Source organism: Photobacterium damselae subsp. damselae (genome assembly GCF_038086725.1).
Taxonomy (GTDB): Bacteria; Pseudomonadota; Gammaproteobacteria; order Enterobacterales; family Vibrionaceae; genus Photobacterium; species Photobacterium damselae.
In genome coordinates this window covers 1,253,710-1,269,623 of sequence record NZ_CP146970.1, presented here as the reverse complement: position 1 = coordinate 1,269,623, position 15,914 = coordinate 1,253,710, and the positions used below count along the sequence as shown (strand labels likewise).

Genomic DNA, 15,914 nt, shown 5'->3' with positions numbered 1-15,914 from the left:
TACATATTGGGCTACAAATCCAGAAGGTCAACTGCTTTTTTACAAAATAAGACTGTTTGGTTGCCGAGTCTACAATTGTTAACAACATGTAACTTCAGTTTTTTTTGCTAAAAAATGAACCAGATATAGAAAATTTTTGCCAGTAACTATCAGTAAAAAGAACTGAGAGCACATTTACCACTTCATATTAGTTTTGACTATCAAAGCGCATATTTTTATGTATTGGTTCACAATATTTTTACTGATTAATAGATGACTGCCTTTTGTTTAAACAGTTTTACCAAGAAACAAGATTCAAAGAATATTTGTCATCTTCTTCGACTCGCAATACACTTAGCCTCTCAGAAATACCCTAAAGGCAAAACCATGAGCGATAAAAAAAGTATCTCTACCAGTGACTTATTAATGATTGCTAATCAGCTAATCCAAGATCATGATGATTATATCCCAGGTATGCGTGCAACATCTGTTGAAGAAAAAATGGGCGTTCTCGTATTTAAAGGGGAGTACTTTTTAGATGATGAAGGACTACCAACAGAAAATACGACCCATGTATTTAATATGTTTAAGTTTCTAGCACATCAATTATCACCAGAATTTACTTTAGCTGATTAATTCTAGTCTTATAAGAAAAAACCCGTGCGATATAATCAACACGGGTTTCTCATTGTTATTTAAGCAACAACTCGCTGCTTATTACATAAATGGGCGCTGGCCTCGTCCTACCCACTTTAATAATAAACTGTCTGTCGCTTCAGCAGTCGCACCCGCAAGTTTTTCTGCCAGCTTCTTACGTTGTACGTATTTCACACCCAGCACTTTGCGCTCTTTGCAAGCAGCAGTAATAAAATCATCACTGGTGCCAATAGCATCAACCAAACCAAGTTCAAAAGCTTGTTGACCAAACCAGTGTTCACCTGTTGCTACTTTATTTAAATCCAATTCAGGGCGATGATTTGCGATGAAATCTTTAAATAAGCCATGTGTTTCTTCAATCTCAAGCTTAAATTTCTCGCGAGCTTTATCGGTATTTTCACCAAACATGGTCAATGTACGCTTAAACTCACCTGCTGTAATTTGTTCAAACTCAATATCATTTTTCTTCAATACTTTATTGAAGTTAGGAATTTGAGCAATCACGCCAATTGAACCAACAATCGCAAAAGGTGCGGAGATAATTTTATCAGCCACACATGCCATCATATAACCGCCACTTGCCGCGACTTTATCGACAGAAATTGTTAGCTTTAAGCCTGCCGCTTTAAGACGATCAAGTTGCGATGATGCAAGGCCGTAACCATGAACCATACCGCCGCCAGTCTCTAGACGTAACAGCACTTCATCACCTTCTTGAGCAACGGCTAAGATAGCAGTAACTTCTTGACGAAGAGCAGAAACTTCGCGTGCATCAATACTGCCTTTAAAGTCGATCACAAAAAGACGAGAGTCACGAGAGAAATCAAGCTCACCCTCTTTTGCCGCCTTTTTCACTTCATTTTGACGTGCTTTTTCTTGCTCTTTATCAGCTTTTTTCTCTGCTTTATCACGAGCTTTTAGCAGAGATTTATCAAATAGATGCTCTTCTAGTTGGCTAACTGTTTCTTTATATTGCTCTGTTAGGTCAGTTACTTCTAATTCACCTTTTTGTGAACCACCATGACCTTTAATACCTTTAACCACTAATAAAATAGCCACAACCGCAACCACAACAGTTGCAATCTTAGCTAAAAATAATCCGTACTCTAAAATAAATTCCAAGGTATAACCCTCTTTAAAATCAGCTAGTAAGCATAACTCTCACTATTGTAACCATGTGACAGTATTAATCATCATCCAATTACAAAATTGCGCCATTTTTCTCAACATTTGCCGAAAAAAACAGAGCTACACTCAAGAAAACTACCACAATCTTTGATATTGTTTGACTATATAAATGATAAAAGTTCGCAATAATAGCGATTTGTTGCAGAAAATTTAGGTAAGTGTCGACAATATCGGCAATTTGCAGCCAATTTATTAAAAAGGAATACGAACGTGAATTATTCAATTGCTCAAGATGCCCTCAAAGATCGCGTAATCTTAGTGACAGGAGCTGGCGATGGTATTGGACGAGAAGCTGCTATGCAGTATGCCGCTCACGGTGCTACTGTCATTTTACTGGGCCGTACAGTCGCTAAACTGGAAGCGGTTTATGATGAAATTGAGCAACAAGGCTTGCCAACTCCAGCAATCATACCGATGGATCTGCTTGGCGCAACAAAGCAAAATTATCAGGATATGGCTGACACTATAGAACAACAGTTTGGTCGTTTAGATGGTGTATTGCATAGTGCAGGTTTACTTGGGGTTCTCAGCCCTTTTGACCAAATTGATGAAGCCAGCTTTGATGATGTGATGAAAGTAAACGTTAAAGCACAGTTTTTAATGACTCAAGCACTCCTACCTTTACTAAAACAAGCATCTGATGGCCGTATTATCTTTACCTCATCGACAGTTGGCCATATTGGCCGAGCATTTTGGGGCAGTTATGCAATTTCCAAGTTTGCAACCGAAGGGATGATGCAAGTTTTAGCTGATGAACTAACAAATACAAACGTGAAAGTTAATGCGATTAATCCAGGAGGTACTCGTACTGGCATGCGCGCTCAAGCCTTCCCTGCTGAAGATCCTAATCAATTAAAAACCCCTAAAGACATTATGCCCCTGTATCTTTATTTGATGGCACCAGAAGGCGGTCATATTCACGGTGAATGTATTGATGCACAACCTAAACGCCAACCAGGTGCAGCAAGCTAATATTCAAATAATTTTTCTGTATTAAAAAGGCCGCTCTGTAAATTCAGAGCGGCCTTCTTATTATATCAACATACTCAAAATAATTATTTACGAGTACGAGGCTTATTCGTTGGCTTAGAAGCTAGAGGGTTACGGCGATTTGCACCGTTACCTGCTGGCTTGCGAGCCTTATTACCGCCGTTGTTATCAGCGTCATTTTGACGAGGCTGACGACGTGGCTTATTGTTTTCAGCTTTGTCCGCACCAGAATTACGTGTAGAAGGACGACGAGGCTTCTGATTACCAGCCTTATCCACATCGCTGCTACGCGTTGATGGACGGCGTGGTTTATCATTACCTGCTTTTTCTACATCACTATTGCGAGTAGTTGAACGACGATCATTACGACGGCGAGAATTCGTATTATCTGCACGCTCTTCAAAACGACGAACTGCACGACGAATTTGACGAACATTACGCTTACGTTTTTGACCTTCCACTGTTAATTCAGTTTCAGTCTCTGGTTGTAAGCCTACTAATTCACGTAGGTAGTTAACATCGTTAAGCTCAAGCTCCATCCAACCACCGCGAGGCAGTTCTTTGCTCAAGTAGATATCACCGTATCGTACACGCTTTAGACGGCTTACTGTAACGCCTTGAGAAGCCCATAGACGACGAACTTCGCGGTTACGGCCTTCAGTAATTACCACATAAAATGTGTGGTTCATACCTTCGCCACCAGCATAAACAACGTCTTCAAAACGTGCCATACCATCTTCTAGTTCAACACCACGAACAAGGTTACGAACCATATCTTCAGAGATTTCACCAAAGACACGAACCATATATTCACGTTGAACGCTATGGCTTGGGTGCATCAAACGGTTTGCTAATTCACCATCTGTAGTGAACAGCAACATACCTGATGTATTTGCATCAAGACGACCAACTGATACCCAACGACCATTATTTAAGCGAGGTAAGCGATCAAATACTGTACGACGACCTTCTGGATCGTGACGTGTACACAGTTCACCTTCTGGCTTGTTATATGCTAAAACACGGCATACTTCGTCAGTTGATGCGACAAGTTCAATGCGACGTCCGTCAATTCGCACAGAAGCAGTCATATCTTCTAGACGGTCGCCCAGTTTAGCCACATCGCCGTCAACACTTACTCGACCGTTTTGAATCATTAATTCAATTTCACGACGAGAACCTTGGCCAGCACGTGCTAGCACCTTCTGTAATTTTTCACTCATTTTCAGACAAACCTTGTCGCCTTCACAGGCGTCGAAATCTTTATCAATAAACTATAAACATTAAACAAAAATAATTTTGCTTAATCTGATGCCAATACAGCGACAATCGCTTGATGATAGTCAAAGCCATAAGTCATTGTTTTAATATTGAAAATCTAGTTTATTGTACCATTTACATTTTTAGGGGTCGCCAAGATGTTTTTTCAAACTATCTCAACAACAAATTAGCTCGCTATTATGCCAAAAATCCCATGTGCAAGCTATAAAAAAGATAGCGGCCAATAGAACTTGTCCTAACCAGACAATATGCTACCGCCGCTATCTCAAAATCAATTAGAACTCAGCTTAGTTAAGGCCTTTTAACCTTCAAATGGAGCTGGATCACCGGCACCAACGCGAACGATTTCAATATCATCATTACTAAAATCGATAACCGTTGTTGGCTGCTCGCCTAAATAACCGCCATGAATAATCAAATCGACCGCATGCTCTAACTTATCGCGGATCTCATCAGGATCAGACTCAGTCATCTCATGGTTCGGTAAAATCAAGCTGGTTGACATCATAGGCTCACCAAGTGCTGCCAATAAATCCAAGGCAATTTGATTATCTGGTACACGAATACCAATGGTTTTACGTTTTGGATTCATTAAGCGGCGAGGTACGTCTTTCGTTCCTTTAAAAATAAAGGTGTAAGCACCAGGTGTGTTGTTACGTAATAAACGAAACGCTGCATTATCCACACGAGCATAAAGCGAAATTTCAGAAAGATCGCGACATAACAGCGTAAAATTATGCTTATCATTTAAACGACGAATTTGGCAGATACGCTCTAGCGCCGATTTATTTTCTAATTGGCAACCAAGGGCATAACCGGAATCTGTCGGGTAAACAATAACTCCACCATTACGAATAATTTCAACCGCTTGATTGATTAAACGCGTTTGTGGGTTTTCTGGATGAACATAAAAAAACTGACTCATATTTCCTCCAATCACGAGATTAGACGTGAGGTTGCTCAACATCTTCTCGTTTTTTCTCTACCGTCCAATCGTGCCAAATCGGTACAACATCTTTAGGTAGCCATAAGTTACGGCCAAGCTCTGTCCATGGAGATTGATAATGAAAATCAGAGCCTTGAGAAGCTAATAAATGATACGTGATCGCGTAATCCCCTAAGGTACGACGCTCCTGCGGTCCTTGCTGAGGTTGTGCTACTTCAATAGCATCACCTTTTGCTTCTATAAAACAGGCAATCAGGCGTTTAAGCCATTTTGCTGTCATCTTGTAACGACCTGGGTGGGCAATAACCGCTTTACCCCCAGAGGCATGAATCGCAGTAACTGCCTCGGCAATCGTACACCAATTGGGTGGCACATAACCGGGATTACCACGAGTTAAGAATTTCTTAAATACCGCCTGCATCGTTTTAGCGTGCCCTTGCTCAACTAACCATTGCGCAAAATGAGCACGAGTGATTGTATCACCATTTGCTAATTGAGAAGCTCCTTCAAATGCCCCTTCAATACGTTTTTTGGCAAGGCGCTCACCAATTTCTTGCGCTCGCTTATGACGGCGCTCAGCTTGCTCAGCAATAAGTTGCGTCATAGCTGGATGCATCGGATCAATATTAAGTCCAACTATATGTATATCAAAATTTTGCCAAACCGTTGATATTTCTATGCCATTAATCAAAGTTATTGGCAAATTTTGTTGGTCAATCACATCTTGTGCGATAGGCAACGCTGCCACAGTGTCGTGGTCAGTAATAGCAAGCACATCAACGCGTCTCTCTACCGCTCGCTTAACCAATTCTTCTGGGGTTAAGCGACCATCAGAAGCCGTCGTGTGCGTATGGAGATCAAATAACATACATTTACATCTTGACTTTGCATTTACATACTAGTTTACTAGTACACAGATACCTAATACACGTTTGCACTACATCTCTTAGGATTTTTTAACATGGTACAGCAATTTCACTTACAAAACCGAACTTTATTCACCTCTTGGTGGTGGCACTTCCCTACCCGGGTGGTGTGAGTTTCTGTACCTAACATAAATTCATAAAGCCCGCTGAGTGTGGGCTTTTTCATACCTAAATGTAGCCCATTACTTGATTCTTGATACCACACATTCAGCGCGACAAGATAACAAGGAACTGACAATGATTATTGTATTAAAACCTCAAGCTACTGAAAAACAAGCCAAAGAATTATTAGCAAAAATTGAATCTGCTGGGCTAAAACCACTGTATATGCCTGGGGTTGAACGTATTGTCTTAGGCGCATTAGGTGATGAACGTAAATTACAAGCAATGAATTTTGAAGCGTATCCCTTTGTCGAAAATGTCAAACCTATTTTGACTAAATACAAAATGGTAAGTCGTGAAGTTCAAGCACACGACACTCAGGTTAGATTTGGTAATGCGGTTATAGGTGGAGACAAGTTTGCCGTCATTGCAGGACCATGTTCCGTAGAATCGGAGCAACAATTGTTGTCGGTAGCTGAAATGGTAAAACAATATGGTGCTATCGCTTTACGTGGTGGTGCTTATAAACCCCGAACTAGCCCCTATGATTTTCAAGGACTTGGCGAAACAGGACTTCAGCTTCTTCAACAAGCAAATCAACAGCTGGGGCTACCAACGGTTTCTGAAGTAATGGATATCAGTCAACTTGACATTATGTGCCAATACGTTGATTGTTTACAAATTGGCGCAAGAAATATGCAAAATTACGGTTTACTTAAAGCCGTTGGCGAAAGCAGTAAACCGGTATTACTTAAGCGAGGCCTTGCTGCAACTATTGAAGAGCTGCTGCTTGCTGCAGAATATATCTATGACGCCGGTAACCCTAATATTATTTTATGTGAACGAGGTATTCGAACCTTTGAAACCGCAACGCGTAATACTCTGGACTTAAACGCCGTTGCTTATTTAAAACAGCGTAGCCATTTACCTGTTGTTGTTGACCCAAGCCATGGAACTGGCGTCCGTGAGTTAGTGGTTCCACTGTCACGAGCTGCTGTTGCCGTTGGTGCTGATGGCATTATTGTGGAGACACATCTCAATCCATGCCAAGCACTATCTGATGGTCATCAAGCACTAACAGGTCCAATGTTTGCGCAACTTATGGATGAAATAACGCCGTTTGTTGAGGCGGCGGGGAGAACGCTGTAATGACGTATAAGGATAGTACGCCACAAGCCTCTGCTCAGCTTGAAGTGTTGGCACTAGAAGTCCCTTATGTTGCTGACCCAACAGAGCTCTACTATGCTCTGTGTGGGCAAAGTACGAATAGTCTTCTCTTGGAATCGGCTGAAGTAGATTCCAAACAGAATTTAAAAAGCCTGATGCTGATTGATGCTGCGGTGCGCATTGTCTGTCGAGGTCATCAAGTCGATTTTGAAGCTCTGACCTTAAATGGTGAAAATGTATTAGCCAGTTTGGTTGATAGACTTGATCCATCTCTAATTACGCAACAATCTCGTAAAACACTCACCTTAAGCTATCTCTCACATCATCAAGACACCGAATTAGATGAAGATAGCCGCTTACGTCAAGCATCTAATTTCGATGCCCTACGTGCTGTACAGCAACTGTATCCAACCACGGCTTTACCCCATGATGCCCTATTTCTAGCCGGACTCTTTGCCTACGATCTTGTGGCTGCATTTGAACCCTTGCCAGAGGTAGATGCTAAAACTCAATGCCCTGATTATGTGTTTTATGTGGCAGAAACGTTATTGGTTATGGATCACCAAAAACGTAAAAGCAAACTGCAAGCGTCACTGTTTAGCCACCAATCATCAGAGGATTCACCGGGCGATAACTCTCACTATGCACACAACTACCATGAATTAAGTCGTCGTATTCAGGCAATCAAAGAGCAATGTTTAACTAAGATCACTGTGCCACCAGCCCCTGTGATGACCAATGTAGCACCCACAACAAATGTTAGTGATGAGCAATTCTGTCAACAGGTCAACTTTCTTAAACAACATGTGATTGCAGGTGATATTTTCCAAGTCGTGCCATCGCGCCAATTTACTCTGCCATGTCCCGACCCGTTGGCAGCTTATCGAGCCCTAAAGCAGGGTAATCCGAGTCCTTATATGTTTTATTTGCGCGATCAAGATTTCACCTTATTTGGCGCATCTCCTGAAAGTGCATTGAAATACAGCAAAGCAACCAATCAAGTTGAGATTTACCCTATAGCAGGAACCCGACCTCGAGGTAAAAACCGTGATGGTTCAATTAATTTAGACCTAGATGGGCGTATTGAACTGGAACTTCGCTGCGATGTAAAAGAAAAAGCTGAACACATGATGCTGGTCGATTTAGCACGCAATGACGTTGCCAGAATCAGTGAACCAGGCTCTCGTTATGTTGCTGATTTACTTAAAGTCGACCGTTATAGTCACGTGATGCATTTAGTCTCAAGAGTTGTCGGCCAATTAAGAAGTGACCTTGATGCTCTTCACGCCTATCAAGCTTGTATGAATATGGGCACGCTGACAGGGGCACCAAAAATTCGAGCCATGCAACTGATCCGCCAAGTCGAGCAGCAAAGAAGAGGTAGCTATGGCGGTGCAGTCGGCTACCTTACTGGCACAGGAGACATGGATACTTGCATCGTGATCCGCTCTGCCTATGTAGAAAACGAGGTGGCAACGGTTCAAGCGGGTGCTGGCGTCGTGTACGACTCCATACCTCAGGCTGAAACAGATGAAACACGAGCTAAAGCGCAAGCTGTGATCAGAGCCATACAGCAGGCCCATTCAACTTCGGCAAACAGCTTGAGGACTCAAAACTCAAAGGAGTCACATAATGAATAATACTCATATTGTTTTACTCGATAACTATGACTCTTTCACTTACAACCTTGTCGACCAATTTCGCTCGCTTGGCCACTCGGTTACCGTATTTCGCAACAGTGCTGATGCTTACCGACTAGCACAACATATTCAAGCACTCCCTAATGCCGTATTGGTTTTATCCCCAGGACCAGGAGCGCCAAATGATGCGGGATGCATGCCACACCTAATTGAGTTAATGAAAGGAAAAGTGCCGATTTTAGGGATCTGCCTTGGGCATCAGGCAATCGTTGAATCTTATGGTGGCACTGTAGCAGGCGCGGGTGAAATCATGCATGGTAAGGCTGATATGCTTGAGCATAATGGTCATAGGATTTTTGGCGATCTGCCCTCTTCTTTTCCCATTGCTCGTTACCACTCATTGGTTGCAACCCAAGTTGTTGAACCATTACATGTTATTGCAAAAGCCAATCAACTCGTTATGGCGGTTGTTCATGAGCAAGATAAAGTGTGTGGATTTCAATTTCATCCCGAGTCAATTCTCACCACTCAAGGAGCTCAACTGTTAGCGCAGACGCTTGATTGGATATCACGCCCTGCAACACCACTCGATCTGACCACACCAGCACAGAATCAAGGATGATATTATGACGGTACATGAACTGACCAATAAACTGTTACAACAAGAATCACTCGATCAAACAGAAAGTTATCAGCTGTTTGATGCGATCATTAAAGGCGAAGTTGAGCCTGTGGTGTTATCTGCTGTTTTAACCGCACTCAAAATTAAAGGGGAAACCCCAAGTGAAATAGCAGGAGCCGCGAGCGCACTTCAAGACAATGCCAACAATTTTCCAACCCCAGATTATGATTTTGCCGATATTGTTGGTACCGGAGGCGATGGCGCAAATACCATTAATATTTCGACCACAGCAGCCTTTGTAGCCAGTGCTTGCGGCGTAAAAGTAGCCAAGCATGGTAACCGCGGCGTTTCGAGTCAGTCAGGTTCATCTGATCTACTGGATAAATTTGGTATTGATTTAGCCATGACGGCACAAGAGGCTCGTAAAGCGCTCGATGAATTGGGGATCTGTTTCTTGTTTGCCCCGCAATATCATCAAGGCGTACGTCATGCGATGCCCGTGCGTCAAAGTTTAAAAACTCGTACCATCTTCAATTTGCTTGGTCCCTTAATTAACCCCGCTAAGCCGACCATTGAATTAATGGGGGTCTACTCACCAGAATTGGTGCTTCCTATCGCCAAAACCATTGCAACATTAGGTTTTAAACGCGCTGCCGTTGTCCATGGCTCAGGTCTGGATGAAGTCGCCATTCATGGTGAAACCTTAGTCGCTGAAATTATTAACGGTGAAATTAAACAATACACGGTAACGCCAGCAGATTTTGGTTTGGATACTTACCCTCTTGAAGCGATAAAAGGTGGTAGCCCAGAGGAAAATCGAACCATCATCCAACATATTTTAACCGGTAAAGGCACTCCAGCTCAGGAGGCCGCTGTCGCCATTAATGTTGCTTTACTGCTTCGTCTCTTTGGCCACGAAGATCTAAAAGCCAACACAGAAAAAGCGCTGACAATTATGAAAACCGGTGTTGCCTACCATCTAGTAGAACAACTGGCTGCAAGGGGAAAATAACCCATGACAATGGAAACCGTATTACAAAAAATCGTTGCCGATAAACGTCTGTGGGTAGAAGCACGAAAAAAATTGCAGCCGCTTACTGGCTTTAAGTCGGCAGTTAAAACCTCTGAACGCAGTTTTTATCAAGCATTAAAACAGCAGCCCGTAGCCTTTATTCTCGAATGCAAAAAAGCATCACCATCAAAGGGATTAATTCGTGCTGATTTTAATCTTGATGCTATCGCAAAAGTTTACCGCCGTTATGCCAGTGCGATTTCAGTCCTTACTGATGAAAAGTATTTCCAAGGCCAGTTTGAATTTATCACTCATGTCAGAGAGCAAGTTGAACAGCCTGTACTTTGCAAAGACTTTATGATCGATCCCTATCAAGTCTACTTAGCTCGCTATTATCAAGCCGATGCGATTTTATTGATGCTATCAGTCCTTGATGATGAAACGTACCAACAATTATCAACCCTAGCTCATCAACTGGGTATGGGCGTATTAACCGAAGTCAGTACAGAAGATGAGTTACAAAGAGCCATCGATTTAAAAGCGACCGTAGTTGGGATCAATAATCGTAATTTGCGCGATCTTTCTATTGATCTAAATCGCACTAAACAACTTGCGCCAAAGCTACCTAATGATGTCACCGTCATTTCAGAATCGGGAATTTACAATAATCAGCAAGTACGAGAACTGGCCCAGTATGCCGATGGCTTTTTAATTGGTAGCGCTTTAATGGCAGAAAACGATCTGGAACTGGCCGTGCGAAAGGTCATCTTAGGCGAAAACAAAGTATGTGGTCTAACCCACTCTGATGATGCCAGTTATGCGTACCAATCAGGCGCTTATTATGGTGGCTTAATTTTTGCGAAAGCATCACCTCGTGCCATCAGTAATGAACAAGCAAGAATGGTGATGAGTGGTGCCCCTCTTAAGTATATTGGGGTATTCCAAAACCAAACTAGTGAAGAAATTGTTCAGACTGTTAAAGCTCTGGGTCTTTATGGCGTACAGCTACATGGGCAAGAAGATACCGCTTATATTGCTGAGCTAACCAAACAGCTGCAAGAAAGCCAGATTACTTGTCAAATATGGAAAGCCTATGGCATCGAAGGAGAGCAACTTCCAGACTTTCTTCCTGATGTTGATCGCCATTTACTCGATTGTAAAGTCGGCCTACAACTGGGTGGGACTGGACAGCAATTTGACTGGTCATTACTAGATTCATTATCCGAACAACAAAAATCCCAGTTAATGATCGCAGGTGGTATCAACCCAAGTAATGCTTTTATAGCAACTCATATTCACTGTGCAGGCTTAGATCTTAACTCAGGCGTTGAGATCAAACCGGGACAGAAAGATCCTCAAAAATTACAAGCAGCATTTGCGGCAATCAGACAAATTAAGGAAAACCGTCATTATGAGTAAATTAGATCCCTACTTCGGAGAATTTGGTGGTCAATATGTGCCGCAGATCCTCGTTCCAGCTTTAGATCAACTTGAGCAAGCCTTTATTGATGCCCAACAAGATCCTGAGTTTTCACAACAATTTATTGAGTTACTAAAAGAATATGCTGGTCGTCCAACGGCACTGACTTTATGCCAAAACCTCACTAAAGGGAGTAAAACAAAGCTCTATCTTAAGCGAGAAGATCTTCTTCACGGTGGAGCCCATAAAACCAATCAAGTATTAGGTCAGGCACTACTTGCAAAACGCATGGGTAAAGATGAAATTATTGCAGAAACGGGGGCTGGACAACATGGGGTCGCAACCGCTCTTGCCTGTGCGCTGCTTGGCCTGAAATGCCGTATTTACATGGGAGCAAAAGATGTCGAGCGCCAAAGTCCAAACGTCTTTCGAATGAAGCTGATGGGCGCAACGGTAATTCCAGTTCATTCGGGATCGGCCACACTTAAAGATGCCTGTAATGAAGCGATGCGTGATTGGTCTGCCAGCTATGACAAAGCACACTACTTACTTGGCACCGCCGCAGGTCCACATCCATTTCCAACCATAGTAAGAGAGTTTCAACGTGTTATTGGCGAAGAGACAAAAGCTCAAATATTAGCCAAAGAAGGCCGCCTACCCGATGCAGTAATCGCATGTGTTGGCGGCGGTTCTAATGCAATAGGTATGTTTGCTGATTTTATCGAAGAAACCAGTGTCGGACTCATTGGTGTTGAGCCTGCCGGTAAAGGCCTTGATACTAATATGCACGGCGCGCCACTTAAACATGGCAAACTCGGCATTTTCTTTGGTATGAAAGCCCCGCTAATGCAAGATCAATACGGTCAAGTCGAAGAATCTTATTCTGTTTCTGCTGGCCTAGATTTTCCATCCGTTGGTCCTCAACACGCTCATTTAAATGCAATTGGTCGTGCTGAATATGGCTCTGTTACCGATGATGAAGCCCTTGAAGCGTTTCAATTACTGGCTCGAAATGAAGGTATTATTCCAGCTCTTGAATCAGCCCATGCCCTTGCCTATGCACTTAAACTGATTCAGGAAAATCCAGACAAAGAACAATTGTTGGTGGTGAACTTATCTGGCCGTGGTGATAAAGACATCTTCACCGTTCACGACATCTTAACAGCACAAGGAGCACTATAATGGATCGTTATTCTCTTTTATTTGACCGATTAGGTGCTCGCAACGAAGGTGCTTTTGTTCCTTTTGTTACCATTGGCGATCCAAATCCAACTTTATCTCTTCAGATTATCGATACTTTGGTTGAATCTGGTGCTGATGCTCTGGAGTTAGGCATTCCTTTTTCCGATCCGCTTGCAGACGGTCCTACGATTCAAGGCGCTACAATTCGAGCACTTGCAGCGGGGACAACACCACCTGTCTGTTTTGAATTGCTAAAACAAATTCGTCTTAAATATCCAGAACTGCCAATTGGCCTCTTAATGTATGCCAACTTAGTTTTTGCAGCAGGCCTAGATAATTTCTATCATCAGTGCGCAGAAGCTGGAATTGACTCCGTTTTAATTGCAGATGTGCCGCTACACGCCTCAGCAGAGTTTCGTCAGGCAGCAGAAAAACATGGCATCGATGCAATTTTCATTGCTCCACCCAATGCTGATGAAGAAACATTAAAAATGGTGGCAGAATACGGTTCTGGTTATACCTATTTGCTCTCACGGGCAGGGGTAACAGGAGCAGAAACCAAAGCCGGAATGCCCGTTGACCATCTACTAAAAAGCTTAAAAGATCACCATGCGCCACCGGCTTTACTTGGCTTTGGCATTTCCAGTCCAGAACAAGTTTCCGATGCAATAAAAGCAGGGGCTGCTGGTGCGATATCAGGCTCTGCCGTTGTAAAAATTATTGAAACCCATTTAGAGCAACCAGAGGAATTACTCAAGGCAATGAGCCACTTTATTCAAACCATGAAAGCGGCGACTAAAAACAGTCAATAGCACAGGCTCTGCTTGGAAATAACATCAAAAGTCCTCCGCCACTGGAGGATTTTTGGTTTCATCGGGCCAACAAGGTATACTAGCGTCAGTATCAGTATTGATTGAGCACATTCAATGAAACAAATTCTTGATTTTATCCCACTTGTCGTCTTTTTCGTCTTATTCAAAATGTTTGACATCTTTGTGGCAACAGGCGCTTTAATCATCGCAACAACAATTCAACTTGCGGTGACTTGGTTTATGTATAAAAAGGTCGAAAAAATGCAGCTTGCGACCTTCTTTATGGTATTGATTTTCGGCAGCTTAACCCTGTTTATGCACGATGAAAATTTCATAAAATGGAAAGTGACTATCATCTATGTGCTCTTTGCTGCTGGCCTTGCTATTAGTCAAATGATGGGCAAGCCCCTGATTAAAAGTATGCTTGGTAAAGAATTAACCCTGCCAGAACCGGTCTGGAAAAGAATCAATTTGGCTTGGAGCCTGTTTTTTGTTGTCCTTGCCGTTTTAAACGTCTATATTGCTTTCACATTACCGCTGGAAGTATGGGTAGATTTCAAAGTCTTTGGTTTGCTGATCTTAACTTTGCTATTTACCGCTCTCACTGGTGGTTATATCTACCGCCATATTCCTAAAACAACCGACTCAGAATAGATGCAAAACTCGATGAACCCTGACAACAATATCCCTTGCGGACAGCTACTGCTTCGTACGCTTGCCATGCCTGCCGATACCAATGCCAATGGTGACATCTTTGGTGGATGGATCATGTCTCAACTTGATCTAGCTGGTGCCATTTTAGCCAAAGAAATCTCAGGAGGCCGTGTTGTTACTGTCTCTGTAGAAAGTATTGAATTTAAAGCACCAGTTGGTGTGGGTGATGTTGTGTGTTGTTACGGTGAGTGTAAGCGTATCGGTAACACATCGATGAGTGTCGCATTGGAAGTGTGGGTTAAGCCTGTTGCTCAAGAAGAAGTAGGCGAACGCTACCGAGTGTGTCAAGCGACCTTTAACTATGTTGCGATCAACTCTGAAGGTCGACCTCGTCCGATTAAAAAAGCATAATACGTTAAGAATCGGTCAAAATTCGAAGAAAAAGCACTCTCCTCTGGTGGGTGCTTTTTTTATTGGTTATGGTATCTCCCCCTGATATGATTTGGGGATAACATCATCACAATAACAACAAGGGAGTCCTTACATGTGGTATGTGATTTTTTCTCAAGATGTTGAGAACAGCTTAGAGCGCCGTATGAGCGTTCGCGAAAAACACCTTGCGCGCCTTAAAGATCTACAAAACGAAGGTCGTTTACTTGTTGCTGGGCCAATGCCAGCGATCGATGATGAAAATCCAGGTGAAGCAGGCTTTACAGGTTCCACTGTCATTGCTGATTTTGCCTCTCTGGAAGATGCTCAAGCGTGGGCTGATGCTGACCCATATATTGATGCAGGTGTTTACGAAAAAGTTATCGTAAAACCATTTAAGAAAGTTCTGCCATAAACCAATAACGAGTCAGTCATGTTAAAAAAAGTTATTGCTGTCGGTGCGCTATTGATTCTTGGAGGGTGTGCATCCTCTGATGCTGATGTGGCTAATGCGATGGCAAAGAGTCGCGCTGCAAGCATCAATAGTAAAGCGCCTTACCCTAAAATAGATGCTTACCAAATCGTACGAGCACAAGCTAAAGGCCATACAGTTGAAATCACCATTCTGTATGGAGGCAACAGTACGATTAGCCCAACGCAGGCTGCAAAGAGTGCCGCAAGAAGTTATTGTAATAATGATGAGCTGACGCCATTTTTTACCCAAGGCGTTAATTACAATATCGCGATCATGGATATGCAGGGCCGCAAACTTGTCCAGCAACCGATTTCAGAAGCTTATTGTAAACAACAGACACTTTAATAAAAAACCCCAGCCGACTTGATAGTTAATTCAAGATGCTGGGGTTTCTTTATGGTCGCTAACTTATATACCCATTTATATACCCAA

At 42.6% G+C, this 15,914-nt stretch carries 17 protein-coding genes and 1 other annotated feature; of the genes, 13 read left to right on the top strand and 4 right to left on the bottom strand.

Annotation, left to right across the window (positions count from 1 at the left end; all coding sequences use genetic code 11):
• Positions 1–366 precede the first annotated feature (366 nt).
• Complete coding sequence (locus WAX86_RS05760; RefSeq protein WP_036765086.1) at positions 367–615, top strand: YciN family protein; 249 nt, start codon at positions 367–369, stop codon at positions 613–615.
• A gap of 81 nt (positions 616–696) precedes the next feature.
• On the opposite strand, the gene sohB is transcribed toward WAX86_RS05760, so the two are convergent.
• Positions 697–1,758 carry a protease SohB gene (sohB, locus tag WAX86_RS05755; RefSeq protein WP_068945903.1) on the bottom strand — a complete coding sequence of 354 codons (1,062 nt, stop codon included), beginning with the start codon at positions 1,756–1,758 and terminating at the stop codon, positions 697–699.
• A gap of 276 nt (positions 1,759–2,034) precedes the next feature.
• On the opposite strand from sohB, the gene WAX86_RS05750 reads away from it, so the two are divergent.
• Complete coding sequence (locus tag WAX86_RS05750; protein ID WP_065170313.1) at positions 2,035–2,796, top strand: YciK family oxidoreductase; 762 nt, start codon at positions 2,035–2,037, stop codon at positions 2,794–2,796.
• 83 nt (positions 2,797–2,879) lie between these two features.
• On the opposite strand, the gene rluB is transcribed toward WAX86_RS05750, so the two are convergent.
• The 3 genes from rluB to WAX86_RS05735 form a co-directional block, all read right to left on the bottom strand.
• A complete protein-coding gene (gene rluB / locus WAX86_RS05745) occupies positions 2,880–4,037 on the bottom strand; it encodes a 23S rRNA pseudouridine(2605) synthase RluB (protein WP_341489254.1) in 1,158 nt (385 codons plus the stop codon).
• Between the two features lie 359 nt (positions 4,038–4,396).
• Positions 4,397–5,020 (bottom strand): L-threonylcarbamoyladenylate synthase, encoded by a 624-nt coding sequence (locus WAX86_RS05740; RefSeq protein ID WP_036764086.1) that lies wholly within the window; start codon positions 5,018–5,020, stop codon positions 4,397–4,399.
• Between the two features lie 19 nt (positions 5,021–5,039).
• Positions 5,040–5,909 carry a PHP domain-containing protein gene (locus tag WAX86_RS05735; protein ID WP_341489253.1) on the bottom strand — a complete coding sequence of 290 codons (870 nt, stop codon included), beginning with the start codon at positions 5,907–5,909 and terminating at the stop codon, positions 5,040–5,042.
• 136 nt (positions 5,910–6,045) lie between these two features.
• Positions 6,046–6,133, top strand: a sequence feature (Trp leader region).
• A 71-nt stretch (positions 6,134–6,204) separates the two neighbouring features.
• On the opposite strand from WAX86_RS05735, the gene aroF reads away from it, so the two are divergent.
• The 11 genes from aroF to gspS2 all read left to right on the top strand — a co-directional run bounded on the left by aroF (position 6,205) and on the right by gspS2 (position 15,827).
• Positions 6,205–7,218: a 3-deoxy-7-phosphoheptulonate synthase gene (gene aroF, locus WAX86_RS05730; protein ID WP_341489252.1), complete on the top strand. Its 1,014-nt coding sequence runs from the start codon at positions 6,205–6,207 to the stop codon at positions 7,216–7,218.
• On the top strand, positions 7,218–8,876 hold the full coding sequence (locus WAX86_RS05725) for an anthranilate synthase component 1 (RefSeq protein WP_237032963.1): 1,659 nt from the start codon (positions 7,218–7,220) through the stop codon (positions 8,874–8,876). Before aroF ends, WAX86_RS05725 begins: the two co-directional genes overlap by 1 nt.
• Entirely contained in the window at positions 8,869–9,498 is a 630-nt protein-coding gene (locus WAX86_RS05720; protein ID WP_044175305.1) for an aminodeoxychorismate/anthranilate synthase component II, read from the top strand. The genes WAX86_RS05725 and WAX86_RS05720 overlap by 8 nt, the downstream gene beginning before the upstream one ends.
• Before the next feature lie 4 nt (positions 9,499–9,502).
• Entirely contained in the window at positions 9,503–10,510 is a 1,008-nt protein-coding gene (trpD, locus tag WAX86_RS05715) for an anthranilate phosphoribosyltransferase (RefSeq protein WP_341489251.1), read from the top strand.
• A gap of 9 nt (positions 10,511–10,519) precedes the next feature.
• Complete coding sequence (gene trpCF, locus WAX86_RS05710) at positions 10,520–11,929, top strand: bifunctional indole-3-glycerol-phosphate synthase TrpC/phosphoribosylanthranilate isomerase TrpF (protein WP_341489373.1); 1,410 nt, start codon at positions 10,520–10,522, stop codon at positions 11,927–11,929.
• Positions 11,922–13,112 (top strand): tryptophan synthase subunit beta, encoded by a 1,191-nt coding sequence (gene trpB / locus WAX86_RS05705; RefSeq protein WP_065170308.1) that lies wholly within the window; start codon positions 11,922–11,924, stop codon positions 13,110–13,112. The genes trpCF and trpB overlap by 8 nt, the downstream gene beginning before the upstream one ends.
• Positions 13,112–13,924, top strand: coding sequence for a tryptophan synthase subunit alpha (gene trpA, locus WAX86_RS05700; protein WP_138242281.1), 813 nt, complete (start codon positions 13,112–13,114; stop codon positions 13,922–13,924). The genes trpB and trpA overlap by 1 nt, the downstream gene beginning before the upstream one ends.
• Before the next feature lie 114 nt (positions 13,925–14,038).
• Entirely contained in the window at positions 14,039–14,578 is a 540-nt protein-coding gene (locus WAX86_RS05695) for a septation protein A (protein WP_036764088.1), read from the top strand.
• A 12-nt stretch (positions 14,579–14,590) separates the two neighbouring features.
• A complete protein-coding gene (gene yciA / locus WAX86_RS05690) occupies positions 14,591–14,989 on the top strand; it encodes an acyl-CoA thioester hydrolase YciA (protein WP_036764090.1) in 399 nt (132 codons plus the stop codon).
• Between the two features lie 133 nt (positions 14,990–15,122).
• On the top strand, positions 15,123–15,422 hold the full coding sequence (locus tag WAX86_RS05685) for a YciI family protein (RefSeq protein ID WP_005300022.1): 300 nt from the start codon (positions 15,123–15,125) through the stop codon (positions 15,420–15,422).
• Positions 15,423–15,440: 18 nt separating this feature from the next.
• Positions 15,441–15,827, top strand: a complete 387-nt coding sequence (gene gspS2, locus WAX86_RS05680; protein ID WP_239972039.1) for a type II secretion system pilot lipoprotein GspS-beta — start codon at positions 15,441–15,443, stop codon at positions 15,825–15,827.
• Positions 15,828–15,914 lie beyond the last annotated feature (87 nt).

Excerpts from the sequence above, each read along its gene's own strand:
- rluB (WP_341489254.1), bottom strand. The coding sequence starts at position 4,037 with ATGAGTGAAAAATTACAGAAGGTGCTAGCACGTGCTGGCCAAGGTTCT.
- WAX86_RS05760 (WP_036765086.1), top strand. The coding sequence starts at position 367 with ATGAGCGATAAAAAAAGTATCTCTACCAGTGACTTATTAATGATTGCT.
- WAX86_RS05740 (WP_036764086.1), bottom strand. The coding sequence starts at position 5,020 with ATGAGTCAGTTTTTTTATGTTCATCCAGAAAACCCACAAACGCGTTTA.
- trpCF (WP_341489373.1), top strand. The coding sequence starts at position 10,520 with ATGGAAACCGTATTACAAAAAATCGTTGCCGATAAACGTCTGTGGGTA.
- WAX86_RS05695 (WP_036764088.1), top strand. The coding sequence starts at position 14,039 with ATGAAACAAATTCTTGATTTTATCCCACTTGTCGTCTTTTTCGTCTTA.
- trpA (WP_138242281.1), top strand. The coding sequence starts at position 13,112 with ATGGATCGTTATTCTCTTTTATTTGACCGATTAGGTGCTCGCAACGAA.
- yciA (WP_036764090.1), top strand. The coding sequence starts at position 14,591 with ATGAACCCTGACAACAATATCCCTTGCGGACAGCTACTGCTTCGTACG.
- trpD (WP_341489251.1), top strand. The coding sequence starts at position 9,503 with ATGACGGTACATGAACTGACCAATAAACTGTTACAACAAGAATCACTC.
- WAX86_RS05725 (WP_237032963.1), top strand. The coding sequence starts at position 7,218 with ATGACGTATAAGGATAGTACGCCACAAGCCTCTGCTCAGCTTGAAGTG.
- gspS2 (WP_239972039.1), top strand. The coding sequence starts at position 15,441 with ATGTTAAAAAAAGTTATTGCTGTCGGTGCGCTATTGATTCTTGGAGGG.
- trpB (WP_065170308.1), top strand. The coding sequence starts at position 11,922 with ATGAGTAAATTAGATCCCTACTTCGGAGAATTTGGTGGTCAATATGTG.
- aroF (WP_341489252.1), top strand. The coding sequence starts at position 6,205 with ATGATTATTGTATTAAAACCTCAAGCTACTGAAAAACAAGCCAAAGAA.
- WAX86_RS05685 (WP_005300022.1), top strand. The coding sequence starts at position 15,123 with ATGTGGTATGTGATTTTTTCTCAAGATGTTGAGAACAGCTTAGAGCGC.
- WAX86_RS05735 (WP_341489253.1), bottom strand. The coding sequence starts at position 5,909 with ATGTTATTTGATCTCCATACGCACACGACGGCTTCTGATGGTCGCTTA.
- WAX86_RS05720 (WP_044175305.1), top strand. The coding sequence starts at position 8,869 with ATGAATAATACTCATATTGTTTTACTCGATAACTATGACTCTTTCACT.